This window comes from Flavimaribacter sediminis (genome assembly GCF_019492055.1).
Taxonomy (GTDB): domain Bacteria; phylum Pseudomonadota; class Alphaproteobacteria; order Rhizobiales; family Rhizobiaceae; genus Flavimaribacter; species Flavimaribacter sediminis.
Window position 1 is genome coordinate 409,924 of sequence record NZ_JAICBX010000004.1, and the last position, 17,533, is coordinate 427,456.

The window sequence follows — 17,533 nt, forward strand, 5'->3', positions numbered from 1 at the left end:
CTGTACCTTACTGGTTCGCCTTTACCTGCACATTCAAGAGCGTCGGCAGCGACTCCGGGGAGCCAATGCCGGCGCCCATGATGGACGCGAAAGGCAGTGGGCTCGGCGGCGTGGCGCTGATCTCGATGTTCTCCGGATTGGCGAGATAGGCGCTGACCGCAGTGCTGACATTCTGTTGAAAGTCCGGATTTTTGATTTGCGCCAGCATGATCGGCAGCATGCCGCTGATACTCTGGACAAGTTGGTCGGCGCTCATGCCCTGCTGTGCGGCGGCCATTTCGAGGATCTTGCCTGTCAGGGATTGGTCATCGAAACGCAGCGTCAGGTCGTTGAATGTGAGCTGTTGCATCATGCCCATCATCGCCATGCCCATGGCCTGCTCTGCCTTCGCATCGTCGCCCATTTGGGCCATCTGCGCCTGCATTTCCTGCAGACCTTGTACGAATTCCAGTGTCACGCCCGAAACAGACGCCTTAAGGTCCAGCTTGCCGGCCCCGTCGACATCCGTGACATACTGGTCGATGCTCAGCGTCCCGTCGTCCAGGTTCCAGGAGCCGTTCGCAGAAAGGCCGCCCGTCAGCTTCGTATAACCGAGCGCGTCCAGCGTCTTGCGGGCATCCTGATCCTCAACGCCGCTGAGGTCGATCATCATGCCGTCGAGGTCGAACGTGAAGTTGATTGTGTTATCCGGTCCGGGTGCGGGGTTGGAGGCGCTGGAGGTCTGCGCAGAAAACACTGTGGCCCCAGCTGCTTTGACATCGATCGCGCCTGTCGACGACTTGTCATAGGTCATCAGGTTTTCGGCCGACGACATATCGGGGTTTGCCGGAACATGCAGGCCGGTGGTTTTAATATCGTCGATCGATACGTCGATATCTATCGGATTTTCGCCGGCTTCCTTGATGCTGACGGAAAAGTCGAACGGCTCGACTTCCGACACGTTATATCCGCCCTTGCCGTCTTCGGAGACACCCCTGAATGTCAGGTCTCCGAGATCGATGGTCTCGTCCGTTTCGGGCAGCTTGAACGCGATGTCGCTGATCGTAACGCTGTCGCCCGTGCTTTCCGCGCCGGAGTAAGTGATCTCGTAGCCGTTCTGATCATAATATCCGAACAGCTTCTCGGCGAACTGGTCTGCTTCGACGGCGCCCGCGACTGTGATTGGCGCGAAAACGACCAGTCCCGCAAGAAGTCCTGTACGAAGATGTTGAGCAAGCATATAAAATCCTTCCATCTTTGGGCGCTTTACAACCGCCAGTCGTTTTGGTCTCATCCGAATAAGCCGGTTTTATGTCAGTATTTACGCAGACATACGATTGCAACCGGACTTCACATAAGAATTTCTACAGGGTTTCGAAGATATTACCGGAATATGTTCGGTCAAACCGGCGTCGCTTTCGCGCGATCTGACCATGGAATTTCCACAATCATCAAGAATTGAAAGCCGCGCCTGATCTCGCTATCGTTTCGAGCGAGAGGGTGGTTGAGCGCCGGAGTTCGAGCCGGTTCCGGCTTGGTAATCTCGAAATAATTAAACGCAAGGATGGCGCGGGGCGCTAGCTGGCATGGTACGTCATTTAATTCCCATCAGCGCGCTCTTGCTGGGATCGGCCTTTCTGCTTTACGCCGGTGGCATGAACGGTCTGATCCTGCCGGTCAGGGGGTCCCAGGAAGGCTTTTCAGCCTTTTCTCTGGGTCTGCTCGGCACCGGCTGGGCGATCGGCTACGTGCTCGGGTGCATCATGACGCCGGGCCTCGTCGGACGGGTCGGCCACATTCGCTCGTTCAGCGTTATGGCCTCGCTTGCAGCGCTCGCCATTCTCGCATCGTTGCTGTTCATAACGCCCTGGGCGTGGATACCGCTGCGCGCCATTTCCGGCTTCTGCTTCGCCGGCGCCGCCATGATCGTCGAAAGCTGGTTGTCCGAGCGGGTGGATGCGAGTTCCAGAGGTCGCGTCTTCGGTGTCTACACCATGGTCAATCTGATGGCGACCACGACGGGTCAGCTGACCCTGACGCTCGGTGAAACGGGCGGGTACACCTTCTTTGTCATCGGCGCGATGTTCTATTCGCTGGCGCTGATACCGACAGCGATTTCGTCCACTGCAACGCCAAAACCGCTCGTCAAGGTGCGGCTCGATCTTGGCGCTCTCTGGCGCAATTCGCCGGTCGCCGTTTACGCCGTTTTGATGGTGGGCATTTCCAACAGCGCTTTCGGCACGCTTGCCGCCGTCTATGCCGACCAGATCGGCCTTCGGCTCTCTGCGATCGCGCTCTTTACAAGTATTCCGATACTCGCTGGCGCCCTGGCGCAGCTCCCGGTCGGGCAATTGTCTGACCGGATGGATCGCCGCAAGGTGCTGATAGGCATTACGATTGTCGGGGTTATCGGCGACCTGGCGTTCATTATTCTGCAGCCGGAGTTGGCCTGGGTGAATTTTATCCTGGTCTTCCTTTTCGGCGCAGCAGCCTACGCCATGTATCCGGTGATCGTCGCCCATGCGCACGACCACGCGGAACCTGACAGCTATATCCAGACATCCGGCGGATTGCTGCTTGTGTTCGGCGTCGGGTGCATCGTGGGACCGCTGTTCGCCGGTTTCGGGATGTCGGCGATCGGAACGTCGGCTTTGTTCATGACGACTATCGCCGTGCATATCCTGATTGTCATCTACACGATCTGGCGCATCAGCCGACGCGCTCCTGTCAAGCCCGAACATAAGGTCGAATTCGTACCTTCCGCTCCGACGAGGACGACGACGCCGGAAACGGTGTCGCTCGCTCTGTCGGACGATCAGGAGGAGGACGCCGGCTCAGACGCATAGGCGTGGATCGAATCAATCGAGACTTGCCGCGAATCGGTGCTTCGTTTAAGCCCGAACCATGGGAAAAAGCCTTATTCCGCCGGGCGGCGGCGACGGCGGGTCAGAGCCCGTCGATCTGAAAACCGCTCTTGAAGAACGCTACCTCGCTTACGCGCTGTCGACGATCATGCATAGGGCGCTGCCCGACGTTCGCGACGGGTTGAAGCCGGTACATCGCCGCATCGTCTATTCGATGAGCGATATGGGTCTGCGCGCGAATGGCGGCTTCAAGAAATCCGCCAAGATCGTCGGCGAAGTGATGGGTAATTTCCATCCGCATGGCGACCAGGCGATCTATGACGCTTTGGTTCGTCTCGCGCAGGACTTCGCTGTGCGATACCCGCTGGTAAACGGGCAGGGCAATTTCGGTAACATTGACGGCGATAACGCTGCCGCAATGCGCTACACCGAGTCGAAGATGACGCCGGTTGCGGAATTGCTGCTGGAGGGCATCGACCAGGACGCTGTCGACTTTAGAACGACCTATGACGAGGAAAACCAGGAGCCGGTGGTTCTGCCCGGCGCCTTTCCAAACCTTCTCGCCAATGGCGCGACCGGCATTGCGGTCGGCATGGCGACGTCGATCCCGCCGCACAACGCCGCGGAGCTTTGTGACGCCGCCCTGCATCTGATCAAGCACCCCAATGCGACGATTGAAAAACTGGTCGATTACGTGCCCGGTCCCGACATGCCCACTGGAGGCGTGATCGTCGACAGCCGTGATTCGATCGTCGAGGCCTACAAGACTGGTCGCGGCGGATTTCGCACGCGCGCGCGTTGGGAGAAGGAAGACACCGGTCGCGGCAGTTATATCATTGTCGTCACCGAAATTCCTTATCAGGTGCAGAAATCACGGCTGATCGAAAAGATCGCTGAATTGCTGATCGCCCGCAAACTGCCGCTGCTGGAGGATGTTCGCGACGAGTCGGCCGAGGATGTGCGTCTTGTCTTGGTTCCCAAGAGCCGGTCGGTCGATCCGGATCTGCTGATGGAATCGCTGTTTCGCCTGACCGATCTCGAATCCCGCTTTCCGCTCAATCTCAATGTCCTTTCGAAGGGGCGGGTGCCCAAGGTCATGTCCCTTCGCGATGTGCTCCTGGAGTGGCTTGATCACCGGCGCGAGGTGCTTCAGAGGCGGTCGCGGCATCGGTTGGCGGCAATCGAGCGGCGTCTCGAAATCCTTGGCGGCTATCTGGTCGCCTATCTTAATATCGATGAGGTGATCCGGATTATCCGTGAAGAGGATGATCCGAAAGCCGAGCTCATGCAGCGGTTCGAACTGACCGATCTGCAGGCTGAATCGATCCTGAACATGCGCCTGCGCTCTCTGCGCAAGCTGGAAGAGTTCGAGATCCGCAAGGAGTTCGATGGGCTGACCGTGGAAAAGGCGGAGATCGAAGCGCTGCTTGCTTCGGACGAAAAGCAGTGGTCGACGATCTCCTGGGAAATCTCCCAGGTGAAGAAGAAGTTCGGCAAGGACACCGAACTCGGACGCCGGCGCACAGGGTTCGCCGAGGCTCCGGAAGCCGACCTCGAAGCCATTCAGCAGGCGATGATCGAAAAAGAGCCGGTTACGGTCGTTCTGTCGCGGAAGGGCTGGATCCGGGCGATGCGCGGCCACATGTCCGATACATCCGGCCTCACTTTCAAGGAAGGCGATGGCCTCAAGCTGGCGTTTCCGGCCTATACGACGGACCGGATCATCCTGTTTACCACCGGCGGCAAGTTCTACACTGTCGGCGGCGACCGCTTGCCGGGCGGTCGCGGGCATGGCGAACCGGTGCGCATCATGATCGACATGAACAACGATCAGGACATCGTGTCCGCCTTCGTGCACAACCCGGACGGAAAGCTGCTTCTGGCTTCGACCGTTGGCAATGGTTTCGTCGTCTCGCAGTCGGATATCACGGCCAATACCCGCAAGGGCAAGCAGGTCATGAATGTAAAGATGCCTGACGAGGCGAAGCTGTGCATTGCGGTCGAGGGAGACACGGTCGCGGTGCTGGGCGAGAACCGCAAGATGCTGATCTTCCCGCTCGAACAACTGGCCGAGATGAGTCGCGGCAAGGGCGTGCGTCTGCAACGCTACAAGGATGGCGGGGTCGCCGACGTCAGAACGTTCAACAAGGCGGAAGGGCTGAGCTGGCAGGATTCCGCCGGCCGCACCCATACCAAGACCATGGAAGAATTGCGCGAGTGGTACGGCGACCGCGCGCAGGCCGGCCGCACCGTCCCGAAAGGCTTTCCACGCTCCGGCAGGTTCTCCGGATAGTGAATTAAATCAGGGGCCTGTCGGCACATCCTGAATCATTGTCTCCGGACGCACGAATGCAGGAGCGATAGACGCGCGATGAGCACGGGAAACAATTATGACAGCGGCCGGTTGAACCTGCCCTTCGTCGGTCTTTGCACCTTCGGCAAAAATCCTTACGTCGAGGACTGGGATGCGATAGACGCGGACGTCGCAGTGCTGGGTGCGCCGCTTGACATGGGCACGCAATGGCGCGCCGGCGCGCGCTTCGGCCCCCGCAGCATTCGAGAGGCTTCGACGCTGTTCTCCTTTGGTCACGCCGGCGCATACGACCATGAGGACGACGTCACCTATCTTGATCCGGAAACGGTTCGGATCGTCGATGTTGGCGACGCGGATATCGTCCACACCGACATGATGACCAGCCACAGCAACATCGAATTCGGCGTGCGCAAGATCCTGAAGAGCGGCGCTGTTCCCGTCGTGCTGGGCGGCGATCATTCAGTCAATATTCCCTGCATCAACGCTTTTGATGACCAGAAGCCCTTTCACCTGGTCCAGATCGACGCGCATCTGGATTTCGTCGATGAACGCCACGGCGTGCGCTACGGTCATGGCAATCCGATGCGCCGCGCGGCGGAAAAGGATTACGTGACGGGACTTTCGCAGATCGGAATCCGCAACGTCTCCTCCACTGCGCGCGAAGGCTATGAGGATGCCCGCAAAATGGGCTCGGATATCCTGTCGGTAAGACAGTTCCGCAAGCTCGGCGTCGACGGCGTCCTGGCCAGAATTCCAGTTGGGCGGCGCTACTACGTTTCGATCGACATCGACGGTTTCGATCCCTCGATCGCCGCAGGCACAGGAACGCCCAGCCATGGCGGCTTTCTATATTACGAAGTTCTGGAACTGATCGACGGCCTTGCCCGGCAAGGCGACATCATCGGCATGGACTGCGTGGAAGTCGCGCCCGATTACGATCCGACCGGCTCCACTTCAATTTTGGCGGCGCAAATTTTGATGAATGCGATTGGCCGGATCATGCACCATCGGGCGGCAAAATAGCTTTCAGTCTTCGTAGCGGTCCCAGCCGCTTGGGCCCAGGTGATCTTGCGGGCGAAACCGGGTCTTGTATTCCATCTTCCGCGATCCCTCGACCCAATAGCCGAGATAGACGTGCGGTAGACCGCGATCCTTGGCGCGCTGGATATGATCAAGGATCATATAGCTGCCGAGCGAACGCGATGCGTAATCCGGATCGAAGAACGAATAGACCATCGACAGGCCGTCGCCCATGATATCGCTTAGCGCGACGGCGATAAGCCGACCCTGTTCTGCAATGCTCCCGTCCGGATCCGGCTCGCCCTCGATGCGATACTCGATGATCTTGGTCGGCACATAGGTGTCTTCCACCATCATCGCATAGTCGAGCACCGTCATGTCCGACATGCCGCCTCGCTGGTGGCGGGCGTCGAGATAGTCCCGAAACAAGGCGTATTGCTCGCTTGAAGGCTCCGCCTGGAACTCACGCGCCGTAATGTCAGAATTGCGCGCCAGATTGCGCCGCATGGATTTATTCGGTTCGAATTCGCTGGCCACGATGCGCACGGACACACAGGCCCTGCAGGATTCGCAGGCCGGCCGGTAGGCGATGTTCTGCGATCGTCTGAACCCGCCCTGCGTCAGCAGGTCGTTGAGTTCCGCCGCCTTCTCGCCAACGAGATGCGTGAACACCTTGCGTTCGAATTGCCCGTCGAGATACGGGCACGGAGACGGCGCCGTCAGAAAGAACTGGGGAGAATGGACGGGTTGGTTGGTCATCGATCGTAAATTATTTCACCTGATATCGACCTCAAAAAAATTACAACGCATAATACCATGGCGCAAGAAGTGAAAAGGCCAACCAGACAATAAAAACCAGAGGCAGTCCTGCTTTAAGATAGTCTCTGAAGCTGTAATGACCAGGTCCCATGATCAGCAGGTTGGTCTGATAGGCGATCGGGGTGGCGAAACAGGTGTTCGCCGCGAAGATGACCGCGGAAGCGAACGCGACCGGCGAAGCGCCGAGTCCATGCGCCATGTTCAGCGCGATTGGCATGAACAGAACCGCCGTCGCGTTGTTGCTCAATACATTTGTGACGCCGGCCATGACCAGATACAGGACCGACAGGATGACCGGCACCGGCGCGCCTTTCAGGAGATCGACCGAACCCTGGGCGATCAGCGCCGCGCCTCCGGTGCTGTCGAGCGCAGTCGCCATGGCGATGGACGAGCCGACAAGCAGATAGATTTGGCGATCGAATGCGCGCACCGCCTGGTACATGGTCAGACAGCCTGTCGCCATCATCAGCGCTGCGCCGGTAATCGCGCTCACAACGATCGGAACGATCTCGAAAGCCGCCAGAACGACAATTGCAAAGAAGATGGCGAAGGCGATCTTCGCCTTTCGGCTCTGCGGCACCGCCTCCGCGGAATGTTCCAATAGCAAAAGGTCGTGGTCGCCGCGCAACTGCGTGATCTGCTCGTAATTGCCGCCAAGAAGCAGCGTGTCTCCGGGCTCAAGCCGGATCTCGGATAACGGCGTTCGCGCCATCCTGCTCTTTCGCTGCACGCCAAGCACGGAGATCCCGAAGCGGGCGCGAATGCCGGACAGCTGGATTGTGCGGCCGGCGAAACGCGAGCCCGGCGCAACGACTGCCTCAGCCAGGTGATAGCCGGGCCCGGGTCGCGCAGACTCTTGCGCGTCTTCCGCTGCTTCACGATCCTCGCTTTTTTCATCCGTGTCGGCGATCGCATTGCCATGAGCGAGCGACCGAGAGAACGCCTTGCGCGTACCGGTCACCACCAACGTGTCTCCCGGCGACAATGTGATGTCTTCGAATGGCGGCAGAAACGGAACATCGCGACGCAGAAGAATCCGCGGCGTCAGATCCTTGATGCCCGGAAATATGCCGGATTTGGAAGCAATGCCCACAAAGGGGTGTCCTGCGGTGATTGGAATTTCGCCGATGAACTGGGTTCCGCGGTCGGTCTTGGCGCGGTCTATTGTCGAAGTGCGCTCGGTGAGCATGCGGGGCATCAGGAAGATGACGTAGAGGCCGCCAATGACGGCGAGCATCAACCCCATGCCGGTCAGGTCGAAGAACGAGATGAAAACGCCGAAATCGTCTGCAACGCCCGCCGCGATCAGGTTGGTGGACGAACCGATCAGCGTTGTCATCCCGCCGAGGATGCTCATGAAGGACAGTGGCATGAACACCTTGTATCCGGGATATCGCCGCTGCGCCGCAATCACCGTGAGGATCGGGATGAAGATCACCACCACCGGCGTGTTGTTGAGAAAGGCGCTCAGAAGACCGGCGGCGATGATGACGATGAAGATCGTCAGGTTCTTGCTCGATCCACCAAGCCTGCTGATGAACCTTGCCGGTCCGTCGATTGCGTCTGTGGCGAACAACCCCTGGCCGACGATCAGCAGCGCAATGACAGTTGCGAGCGCCGGATCGGAGAAGCCCGCGAGAATGCTGCGCATATCCAGAATGTCGCCGTTGGCCTGTTCATAAGGAAAAACGCCGAACAGCAGAAGGATTGCCGACAGACAGCCCAGTGAAACGGTTTCGATGGAGAACCGCTCACTGACAAAGGCCACAATCGTCCAGAATATGATCGCGTATGTCGCGTAGAGATGAAATTCGTGCATGCGCCGCCCTGAGTATTTTGTTGCACGGTGCGCGATCTTAGCGATGGAATTGGCGCCATCAAAGCGGCTTGTTGCGATTATCAGTCCCGATTCAGGATTTCATTGCCGGGAAGGAGATGTTTGCGGGAAATGGTTCCCGAATTTGTGCAACTCAGTCTGTGCTTATGACGAAAGTAGCATTCAAGCTTGAAATATCAGACGAATCCGACCCATCGCCCATCTTTGTATGGAGTTCGCCAGTGAGCGAGTTAACGATGAGCCATGCCCGGCCTTCAGGTCCATCCATTTCAAAGGGTATCGCCTCGTCCATTGTTGCCGGGTGCCGGTTTTGCACTTCGTCCAAAATGTGTCTGGCGGATATGGTCCAATGCCGCTCTTTATAGTCGACACGCAGATGACCTTCTTGCATCTCAACTTTTAACTGACCAGCCAACGTATCGATAGCGCGACCCCATTTGTTGCCGAGCTTATAGGGGCCGGATACTAGCGTGGAGCCATCAGCTTCTACGTGCCCCGGTTTGCGGCTGCGAAACTCTACGTCCTGCATTCTTCTCGTTTCGGATTCATCGCCAGAAAGCCTGGCCGTAAGGCGTCTTATACTGTCAATTCGATCGAACCATTTTTCTTCATCTTCGCTGTCCTCGAAATAGACTTTCAGATCGCTCAGATGTCCTGACTTGGACAGGAATGTAAGCAGGGATTTTATGCTCTCTCTCGTATTGGTGTCGGTCGTCTGAGGCGGCGCGATTTTGCCGTCGACCAAAATCTGATTTTCTTCCAGCAAGGCGACCAGTCGCCTGAACTGGTCGCGAACGGAAACGTCAGCCGCGCCCCACGGTCCGAAGGACGCCAACATCAGCATGATGGCGAGTGTGGCGATGACGACGCGCGGCTGGACCTTTTGTCTGCGTATCGCAAAGAGACAGATCATGCCGACGATCCAGATTCCAACGAGGATAAGACCGTAACGTTCCGGGGTGATCCCGTATTCGGACACGCGACGGTAGGTCCCTATGACGAAGAGAACAAGCGGGACGATCAGGAGCCAATACCAGTTTCTCCGGAACAGCCGTAGCAAGAGAGAACTGCTGTCGCGATAGGGGATCGCCAGCATCCAGATCGAGACGCAACCGGCGGCAAAGGACAGAACCATCACTCCCACCTGTCCACGCGGGAGTTCCCATGCAAGGGCGGTCTTCGCGGCGTAGGCGTATATAACAATCGTGTAGATGAGCAGAAGTGGAAGCAGGAGATAGGTGAGAAGGAGAAGAGGAACCCGATATGTGAGCCCCTTCTTTTCTAATTCGCCTGAACCGTGCAAATCTGACGGGACCATCTCCAATCCGAAGAGCGGCGCGATCAGTAGCAACCCGGTCATATAGACATGATCATAGATGTCGTATTTGAGATCGAGCTCAAAAAGATAGTCGATACTTGCAAGAACTGCGTAGGCTCCAAGAATGAACGCAAGCGCGGCGAGTCCGGCCAGGATGACAGCAAGGCCGAGACGGTAATTGAAAGTCCACAGAGCTAGATCGTCGTTGCGCCCGTGTAGAAAACCGGAAACCATCAGGAGTAAAAGAATTCCCGGCAGCCAGAAGGTGAGCAGAACACTCATCCCGAGGCCGCTGACGAGCCAGAAGGGTGCAGCGGCAATCAGAGCGACCACTCCGGCAAGAGCATAATTTGCGCCTGTTTTCCAACGCGCGCTTTCCGCGAACAGGTGGGCCGCGCCGGATGCGAAGAAGGCGGCTGTCAGAGCCGCATATATCTGAGTAGAGGAAAACTGGCTGTATCCAGGAATTTCATTATCGTAGTCAGCGAGCTTGTAGAGTTTGGCAATGTCGAGATTGGCGATCACCGCCGCAATGACGCTCGCCAGCACGGGCAATGGAAATCGTGCGAATGTCTTTGAAATCGAAGGCGCGCGGGTCGCAATGCCGTTCAGAAATGACACTCGGATTATCCCTCAGGAAATGAGAAGCGAATGAAAAAATTCGCCACGCCATCTTTATGGGAACCAAGGCCTCAATATGACCGTATAGGTTGTTTTGCCGACTATGCAGCTTCGTCGCGGATGACGACGACGCCCAGAAGCATGTCGTGCAGCAGGCGTTTCCTGCCGGAAAACAGGCTGACGAGCAAAATCAGCGGCGTCAGCACAGCGTTGGCGATCCAGAACAGCGCGCCATGGGCGATCGCGAGCATGGAGTCGACCGGCGCGCCGTCGAGCCGCACCATTTTGATGCCATTGAGGCGCATTCCAGGCGTCGCCTGATTCAGGCCGCCCAGCGTCAGGCCGATATAGGGCACAGCGACCAGGAAGAAGAGGATGGAATAGAGCATCCAGCCAAGGCCAAGGCTGAAAACGCCGATAAAGAAAACCAGCACCGCGGCCGGCACACAAAGCGCCAGGATCAAAGCGTAGTCGATCAGGAACGCGAAAACCCGTCGCGACCGCACGCCGCTGAAACTTTTCCAGCTGTCCAGATCGGGGTTTCTGTCCACAATGACATCTGCTTCCGCAAGCGACATAACTTCATCTCCAGTGCTTTTTGCTCTCTCGCACGGTTGCATGGCCGCGCGCGAACACCCAGCAAGTGGGTATTGCGACCTCTGATATCAAGTTGGCGCTGGCCGCGCCCGCGGTCAGGTCTTCTGGAGAAGTTCCGCCGCTTCCTCTGCGAAATAGCTGAGAATTCCATCGCAACCGGCGCGCTTGAAGGCGAGCAGGGTTTCCATCATCACCTTTTCGCCGTCGATCCAGCCGTTTTGCGCGGCGGCCTTGATCATCGAATACTCGCCTGACACCTGATAGGCGAAGGTCGGCATTTCGAAGGTCTGCTTCAGTCGAAAGATGATGTCGAGATAGGGCAGGCCCGGCTTGACCATGATCATGTCCGCGCCTTCCTCGACGTCGAGCGCCGCCTCGCGCACAGCCTCGTCGCTATTGGCTGGATCGATATAGTAGGTGCGCTTGTCGCCCTTCAGAAGGCCCTGCGTGCCGATCGCCTCGCGATAGGGGCCGTAGAAGGCGGAAGCGAATTTCGTCGCGTAGGACATGATGCCGACATTCTGGTGGCCGTTTCGATCCAGCGCCTCGCGAATCGCGCCGATGCGGCCGTCCATCATGTCGGAAGGCGCGATGATATCGGCGCCGGCTTCCGCCTGCAGAAGCGCGGCTTCCGTCAATTGCGCGACGGTTTCGTCGTTCAGGATCTCGCCGTCCCGCAGGACGCCGTCATGGCCGTGGTCGGTGAACGGGTCGAGAGCGACATCGGTGATCACTCCGATTTTGGGAACCGCCTTCTTTATAGCCGCCGACGCCTGATTGATGACGTTGTCCGGATTCAGGATATGCGAACCGGAATTGTCTTTCAGTTCGGCGTCGATGGCCGGGAAGGTGGCGATAGCCGGGATTCCGAGTTCGGCTGCTCTTTCGGCTTTGCGCGCCGCAAGATCCGGCGATAACCGAAACAGACCGGGCATTGCTTCGATCGGTTCGCTGCGGTTTTCGCCGGCCACGACAAAGATCGGCAGGATCAGGTCGTCGGCGGTGAGCCGGTTTTCCTGCACCATTCGGCGGGTCCAGTCCGCCTTTCTGTTGCGACGCATGCGCCGGCTGCCGGTAATGTCGTCAACGCTGCGGCCGAGTGTGTCCCGGGTGAATTGGCGGTTCATGCTTGCTCCGCTGTAGATAAAGTGGTTGCCTTGCCGCTTCCTTATCATGTCGTTGCTGTTGCGCCAAACCGCTAACCGGAGCCATGCGACAACATTTCCGTCACGGCCATTGACGCCACGCGCAGGGCTTTGCATAGACGAAGGGTTGTTTCTGACAGGGAGGGCCTGCAATGCAGTTCGACATAGCCGGCCAGATCGAGTTTGAAATAAGCGGACGGGCCGGCGTCGTCACGCTTGTTCGTGAAAGGGCGCTGAACGCGCTCAACCATGGCATGATCAAGGCGATGTCTGCCGCGCTCGGCGAATGGCAGTCAGATGAACGGGTCCAGGTAGTCGTAATCAAGGCGGCAGGTCGCGCCTTCAGCGCCGGCGGAGATCTGCTGGAGGTTCATACACGCGGCATGGCGGGCGATCCACCTTATGGGTTCTTCGCGGATGAATATCGTCTCAATGCATGGCTGGGCGTTTATCCCAAGCCGATCGTGTCCCTGATAGACGGCATCGTGATGGGCGGCGGCGTTGGCATATCGGTCCACGGCCGATATCGCGTCATGACCGAGAATGCGGTTTTCGCCATGCCGGAGGTCGGCATCGGCTTCTTCCCCGATGTCGGCGGAAGCCATTTCCTGCCGCGCCTGGAAGAGAATTTTGGCCTCTATCTTGCGCTGACGGGCGACCGCGTCAAATCCGGCGATGCGTTGAAGTGCGGGATCGCCACCCATAGCGCCCGGTCTGATGATCTGGACAATATTCTACGTCTGCTTTCCGAGACCGGAGATCCGGAGAAGGTCTTGTCAGATCTGTGCGATCCGGCGAAGGCGGCGCCGGCCAGCCACGACCACAAACATATCAGACATATTTTTACGGGCGACACGCTTACGGACGTCATAAGCAATCTCAGGTCTCGAACGGAGTCCGATCCGGTTGCTGCGATCTGTCAGGAAAAGATGTCTTCCAAATGTCCGGTGAGTATGGCCGTGACGTTCCGTCAGCTGGCCGAAGGCCGCGGGCGCAGTCTGGCAGAATGTATGCGTATGGAGTATCGGATCCTCGTGAGAATGTTGCAGGGACATGATTTCTACGAGGGCATTCGCGCCGTCATCATCGACAAGGACGCGACGCCGCAATGGGATCCGGACAGTCTCGACAAGGTTACAAAAGACATGGTGGACGCCTATTTCACGTCATTGGAAAACGGCGATCTTGAAGGAGTGCCCGACGCGTGACCGATGTCCAGGAGCCGATGCCGCCGCGTCCTACTGCGGCGGAAACAGTCTTCGATATCTTCCAGAGGATCGTGGCTTTCTACTGTCTTGGGGCCGGCCTGTGGTATTGGTCGCTGCTCATAGGCGTCTACGGCGGCGGCGCCTGGCGGTTCGACGTTCTGCCGTCTCACTGGAAAGCCGCGGTGGCTATCCTCGCCGTGCTGTGGCCGGTCGCCGGCATCGGCCTGTGGATGCTGGTGTCCTGGGGACCGGTCGTATGGATCGTGGCGGCGGCGGCGGAATCCCTGATGTATGGCGGGTTTTCATCCCTTTATGGAAACTATTGGTACCTGCTCGCCATCCACTGCGTGGTCGCCGCTACCTATGTGATTTTACGGCTCATCATCTACTTCAATCCACGCGGTGAAATGGGCGGAAGTAATATTTGATTCACCCTCAATTTGCATTCGTTCAGGTAACCTCCTGTTAATGCTGCATTTTAAGGTGAATTTTAGACGTATTCGATAGTGTTGCCTCAAGCCGGAAAAAACAACCGGCAAAAAACAGTGAGGCATGACAATGGAAAACAGACAGCGCGCGGAGCAGTCTCCGCCGAAGGTCGAACGCGATGCTTTGCGTTCGCTTTACATGGAATCCCTTCAACTCGTAGAGCGCTTGCATCGCCGGTTGCTCGACGTAATCAAGGACGAATTCGACCGCAATGGCCGTAACGACATCAACGCTATTCAGGCGTTGCTGCTGTTCAATATCGGCAATTCGGAATTGACGGCCGGCGAACTGCGTAGCCGCGGCTACTATCTCGGATCGAACGTTTCATACAATCTGAAAAAGCTGGTCGATCTCGATTTCATTAATCACAGCCGTTCGCGCGTCGATCGTCGTTCCGTCCGCATCAGTCTGACGGACAAGGGCAGGGAAGTCGCCGACGTCGTGGCCGCCCTTTATGACCGCCATATCGGTTCAATCGAACAGGTCGGAGGCATCAGCGCCGAAGAATTCCAGACGATGAACAAGGCGTTGCAGCGACTGGATCGTTTCTGGAACGACCAGATCCTCTACCGGCTGTAGGCGGAGACCTATTCGGCCTTGGCCGGCCGCACCATCGCGGCCGGGTCGACGATACGGTCGAACTCTTCCGCATCGACGAAGCCGAGAGCAAGCGCCGCCTCGCGCAGCGACAAGTCGTGGTGATGCGCGTGATGCGCCACCTTCGAGGCCTTGTCGTAGCCGATGACGGGGCTGAGAGCGGTCACCAGCATAAGCGAGCGCTCGACATAGGCGTCGATCTGTTTGCGGTTGGGCTCCATGCCCTCGACCAGGAACTGACGGAAATTGTCGCAGCCATCGGTCATCAGCCGGATGGATTTCGACAGATTGAATATGATCAGCGGCTTGTAGACATTCATTTCCAGGTATCCTGCGCCGCCCCCGATCGTCACAGCAACGTCGTTGCCCATCACCTGCGCCGCCAGCATGGCAAGCGCTTCGCACTGCGTCGGATTGACCTTGCCGGGCATGATTGACGAACCCGGCTCGTTTTCGGGAATGATCAGCTCCTGAAATCCGCAGCGCGGTCCGCAGGACAGAAGTCGAATATCATTTGCGATCTTGAAGAGCGCGGTGGCGAGCACCTTCAGCGCGCCATGCAGGTTAACCAGAGCGTCATGGGAACCCTGCACCGTGAACTTGTTGGGCGCCGTCACGAAGGGCAGGCCGGTAAGAAAAGCGATCTCGCCTGCGGTTTCCACGTCGAAACCGGCCGCTGTGTTGATTCCGGTGCCAACCGCAGTGCCGCCAAGCGCCAGCCTGAAAACGCTTTCGAGCGACTGCTCCACATGACGCGCAGCATCGTCAAGCATCCCGACATAGCCGGAAAACTCCTGGCCCAGCGTAAGCGGCGTCGCGTCCTGCATGTGGGTGCGGCCGATTTTCACGATCTCGTCCCACGCCTTCGCCTTTGCGTCGAGCGAATCCCGTAGCGCGCGAACGGCTGGCAGGAGCCGCTTGGCGGAACCTTCGGCGGCGGCGATACACATGGCGGTAGGAAATGAATCGTTCGTCGACTGTCCCATATTGACGTGGTCATTGGGGTGAACCGGGGACTTGCTGCCGACTTCCGTGCCTGCGATCCGGCAGGCGCGATTGGAGATGACTTCATTCACGTTCATGTTGAACTGGGTGCCGCTGCCTGTCATCCAGACGTGAAGCGGAAATTCCTGGCGATGCTCGCCAGCCAGAATTTCATCGCACACCTGCACGATGAGATCGTACTGTTTCTTTTCCAGCCTGCCGCCGCGATGGTTGACGGTCGCAGCAGCCCTTTTCACAGTCGCATAGGCGGTGATCATGTCCTCGGGCATGAGGTCGTCGCCAATGCTGAAATAGTGCAGCGATCGCTGGGTCTGGGCGCCCCAAAGCCTGTCGGCTGGCACCTGAACCGTTCCGAGACTGTCTGATTCGTTGCGAAAATCCGTCATCGTCACTCTCCGGTTCCAGTGTTTGAATAGATTGGGGAAGTCCTTAAGGCGATGCTGCGTCTGTTGGCAATACCGCTCACCTGGTTATCCGGCCATCTCCAGTTTTCTGATCTTGCTTTCGAATAAATCAAGCGCCGCCCGCCACTCCTCTCCGTGATCGAAGGAGAGAAGGGAGGGAAGCAATTGCCTGGAGAAGTCCTCGGAGGCTTCTTTAGGCAGCAATGACGGCAAATTATCGACGGCGGTCAGTTCAATTTCTTCGCCGTCGCCGTTCATGCCCACCGTGATGAACGGTCGCTTCCAGCTTGTCGGTTCGCGGTAGATGGGCAGCGGGTTGTAGTCGCTTAAGGGATCGCACGATACATCTGAAATCGTTCTGATTTTCTGGTCTGGCCCTCCAAGGTTTTCCGGAGTAAGCAGAAGCAATCCGGGGCCGGATACCAGCACACAATTCACCAGAACGTCATGATTGGTCAGCGCCCTCCGATCGAGATCGGCGGTCTCTTCCTTGTCCCACTCGGTAATCTCGCCGCAGGCGATGCTGAGCGCATCGACCGCGCCCTGTCCGGAACGACCCTTCGCCCCGATGACGATCGCGCGGGGAAGGCGTTTTCCACCTTGCGCAAGCGTTTCTATTTCCGAGCGCAGCGCGTCCCTGTTTTCGAAACTGCTCAAGCCTTTCGAGGGGCCGGCGGCGCCGAGATCGCGCGCCAGGTGACGCCAAAGCGCAAGGGCGGCCCCGACCCAGCCGGCCCAGTATCCGAAAGCGGCTTTCCTGCGGCCTTCCGAATCCACCAGAAATTCAAGGTCGTAGAGTCGGCCGCCTCCGCGCGCAAAGCGGCGCAGTTCCTCCCGCCAGCCATGTTGGTCCTTGTAGATATGGGCGAAGTGGATCATCCTGTGAGGCAATGTCTCGGGAAGGGAAGGCAGTTCCTTCAGGCCGAGGATCACCGTATCGCCGGGCGCATCGATCCAGCTTCCGGCGGGCTTCATATGACAACCGGCCGCATTATAGTCGCTGTCGGGGAAGATCCGCTTGGCGCTTGTTTCAACATCGACGTCCCATCCCGCCTCGATCAGTGTCCGCGCATGCTGCGGGGTCACCGGCGCACGGCGCTCGGTAGGCCGATCCTCGTCCCTCAGGTGAATTTTCACGGTGGCCTCCTGGCAATATGAGTGGCGTCGACCTATGTGACAAAATGATCACGGGGGAGCAAACATATTCGGTCTGACCGGATTTGCGACCTTGCAGGGGATCGGTTAGTAATAGTCCTTGAATTGGCCATATTGCTGTGAAACTCGAGACCCGATCGTTGCTCCTGGGTGGCGTCGCG

General features: G+C 58.0%; 14 protein-coding genes. 6 read left to right on the forward strand and 8 right to left on the reverse strand.

The features are described from left to right. Positions 1-7: 7 nt before the first annotated feature. Positions 8-1,219: an aq_1923 C-terminal domain gene (locus K1W69_RS20955; protein WP_220230391.1), complete on the reverse strand. Its 1,212-nt coding sequence runs from the start codon at positions 1,217-1,219 to the stop codon at positions 8-10. 346 nt (positions 1,220-1,565) lie between these two features. Here K1W69_RS20955 and K1W69_RS20960 point away from each other — a divergent pair, with 346 nt between their 5' ends. The 3 genes from K1W69_RS20960 (at position 1,566) to K1W69_RS20970 (ending at position 6,180) form a co-directional block, all read left to right on the forward strand. Then, the gene (locus K1W69_RS20960) at positions 1,566-2,825 is read left to right on the forward strand and encodes an MFS transporter (protein WP_220230392.1); all 1,260 of its coding nucleotides are present in this window, start codon (positions 1,566-1,568) and stop codon (positions 2,823-2,825) included. A 58-nt stretch (positions 2,826-2,883) separates the two neighbouring features. Beyond that, a complete protein-coding gene (parC, locus tag K1W69_RS20965; protein ID WP_220230393.1) occupies positions 2,884-5,136 on the forward strand; it encodes a DNA topoisomerase IV subunit A in 2,253 nt (750 codons plus the stop codon). Between the two features lie 78 nt (positions 5,137-5,214). Then, positions 5,215-6,180, forward strand: coding sequence for an agmatinase (locus K1W69_RS20970; protein WP_220230394.1), 966 nt, complete (start codon positions 5,215-5,217; stop codon positions 6,178-6,180). Between the two features lie 3 nt (positions 6,181-6,183). Here the strand turns inward: K1W69_RS20970 and K1W69_RS20975 are convergent, their stop codons facing one another. The 5 genes from K1W69_RS20975 to hemB all read right to left on the reverse strand — a co-directional run bounded on the left by K1W69_RS20975 (position 6,184) and on the right by hemB (position 12,496). Further along, entirely contained in the window at positions 6,184-6,936 is a 753-nt protein-coding gene (locus K1W69_RS20975) for an arginyltransferase (RefSeq protein WP_220230395.1), read from the reverse strand. A 40-nt stretch (positions 6,937-6,976) separates the two neighbouring features. Next, entirely contained in the window at positions 6,977-8,815 is a 1,839-nt protein-coding gene (locus K1W69_RS20980) for an SLC13 family permease (RefSeq protein WP_220230396.1), read from the reverse strand. 151 nt (positions 8,816-8,966) lie between these two features. Further along, positions 8,967-10,700 (reverse strand): DUF4153 domain-containing protein, encoded by a 1,734-nt coding sequence (locus K1W69_RS20985; RefSeq protein ID WP_220230397.1) that lies wholly within the window; start codon positions 10,698-10,700, stop codon positions 8,967-8,969. 173 nt (positions 10,701-10,873) lie between these two features. Further along, complete coding sequence (locus K1W69_RS20990; RefSeq protein ID WP_220230398.1) at positions 10,874-11,350, reverse strand: RDD family protein; 477 nt, start codon at positions 11,348-11,350, stop codon at positions 10,874-10,876. Between the two features lie 114 nt (positions 11,351-11,464). Beyond that, positions 11,465-12,496, reverse strand: coding sequence for a porphobilinogen synthase (hemB, locus tag K1W69_RS20995; protein ID WP_220230399.1), 1,032 nt, complete (start codon positions 12,494-12,496; stop codon positions 11,465-11,467). Between the two features lie 170 nt (positions 12,497-12,666). Between hemB and K1W69_RS21000 the strand changes: the two genes are divergently transcribed. From K1W69_RS21000 to ldtR, 3 genes are all read left to right on the forward strand, one after another. Beyond that, on the forward strand, positions 12,667-13,722 hold the full coding sequence (locus tag K1W69_RS21000; protein ID WP_220230400.1) for an enoyl-CoA hydratase/isomerase family protein: 1,056 nt from the start codon (positions 12,667-12,669) through the stop codon (positions 13,720-13,722). Further along, positions 13,719-14,150 (forward strand): DUF6163 family protein, encoded by a 432-nt coding sequence (locus K1W69_RS21005; RefSeq protein WP_370688283.1) that lies wholly within the window; start codon positions 13,719-13,721, stop codon positions 14,148-14,150. The genes K1W69_RS21000 and K1W69_RS21005 overlap by 4 nt, the downstream gene beginning before the upstream one ends. A 130-nt stretch (positions 14,151-14,280) precedes the next feature. After that, complete coding sequence (gene ldtR / locus K1W69_RS21010; RefSeq protein ID WP_258571246.1) at positions 14,281-14,790, forward strand: transcriptional regulator LdtR; 510 nt, start codon at positions 14,281-14,283, stop codon at positions 14,788-14,790. Positions 14,791-14,798: 8 nt separating this feature from the next. On the opposite strand, the gene fumC is transcribed toward ldtR, so the two are convergent. Then, positions 14,799-16,199 (reverse strand): class II fumarate hydratase, encoded by a 1,401-nt coding sequence (gene fumC / locus K1W69_RS21015; RefSeq protein WP_220230402.1) that lies wholly within the window; start codon positions 16,197-16,199, stop codon positions 14,799-14,801. A gap of 84 nt (positions 16,200-16,283) precedes the next feature. Then, positions 16,284-17,354, reverse strand: coding sequence for a saccharopine dehydrogenase (locus tag K1W69_RS21020; protein ID WP_220230403.1), 1,071 nt, complete (start codon positions 17,352-17,354; stop codon positions 16,284-16,286). Positions 17,355-17,533: the final 179 nt, after the last annotated feature.

Coding starts and splice junctions, on each gene's coding strand:
- K1W69_RS20955 (WP_220230391.1), bottom strand. CDS start 1,219: ATGCTTGCTCAACATCTTCGTACAGGACTTCTTGCGGGACTGGTCGTT.
- K1W69_RS20960 (WP_220230392.1), top strand. CDS start 1,566: ATGGTACGTCATTTAATTCCCATCAGCGCGCTCTTGCTGGGATCGGCC.
- parC (WP_220230393.1), top strand. CDS start 2,884: ATGGGAAAAAGCCTTATTCCGCCGGGCGGCGGCGACGGCGGGTCAGAG.
- K1W69_RS20970 (WP_220230394.1), top strand. CDS start 5,215: ATGAGCACGGGAAACAATTATGACAGCGGCCGGTTGAACCTGCCCTTC.
- K1W69_RS20975 (WP_220230395.1), bottom strand. CDS start 6,936: ATGACCAACCAACCCGTCCATTCTCCCCAGTTCTTTCTGACGGCGCCG.
- K1W69_RS20980 (WP_220230396.1), bottom strand. CDS start 8,815: ATGCACGAATTTCATCTCTACGCGACATACGCGATCATATTCTGGACG.
- K1W69_RS20990 (WP_220230398.1), bottom strand. CDS start 11,350: ATGTCGCTTGCGGAAGCAGATGTCATTGTGGACAGAAACCCCGATCTG.
- hemB (WP_220230399.1), bottom strand. CDS start 12,496: ATGAACCGCCAATTCACCCGGGACACACTCGGCCGCAGCGTTGACGAC.
- K1W69_RS21000 (WP_220230400.1), top strand. CDS start 12,667: ATGCAGTTCGACATAGCCGGCCAGATCGAGTTTGAAATAAGCGGACGG.
- ldtR (WP_258571246.1), top strand. CDS start 14,281: ATGGAAAACAGACAGCGCGCGGAGCAGTCTCCGCCGAAGGTCGAACGC.
- fumC (WP_220230402.1), bottom strand. CDS start 16,199: ATGACGGATTTTCGCAACGAATCAGACAGTCTCGGAACGGTTCAGGTG.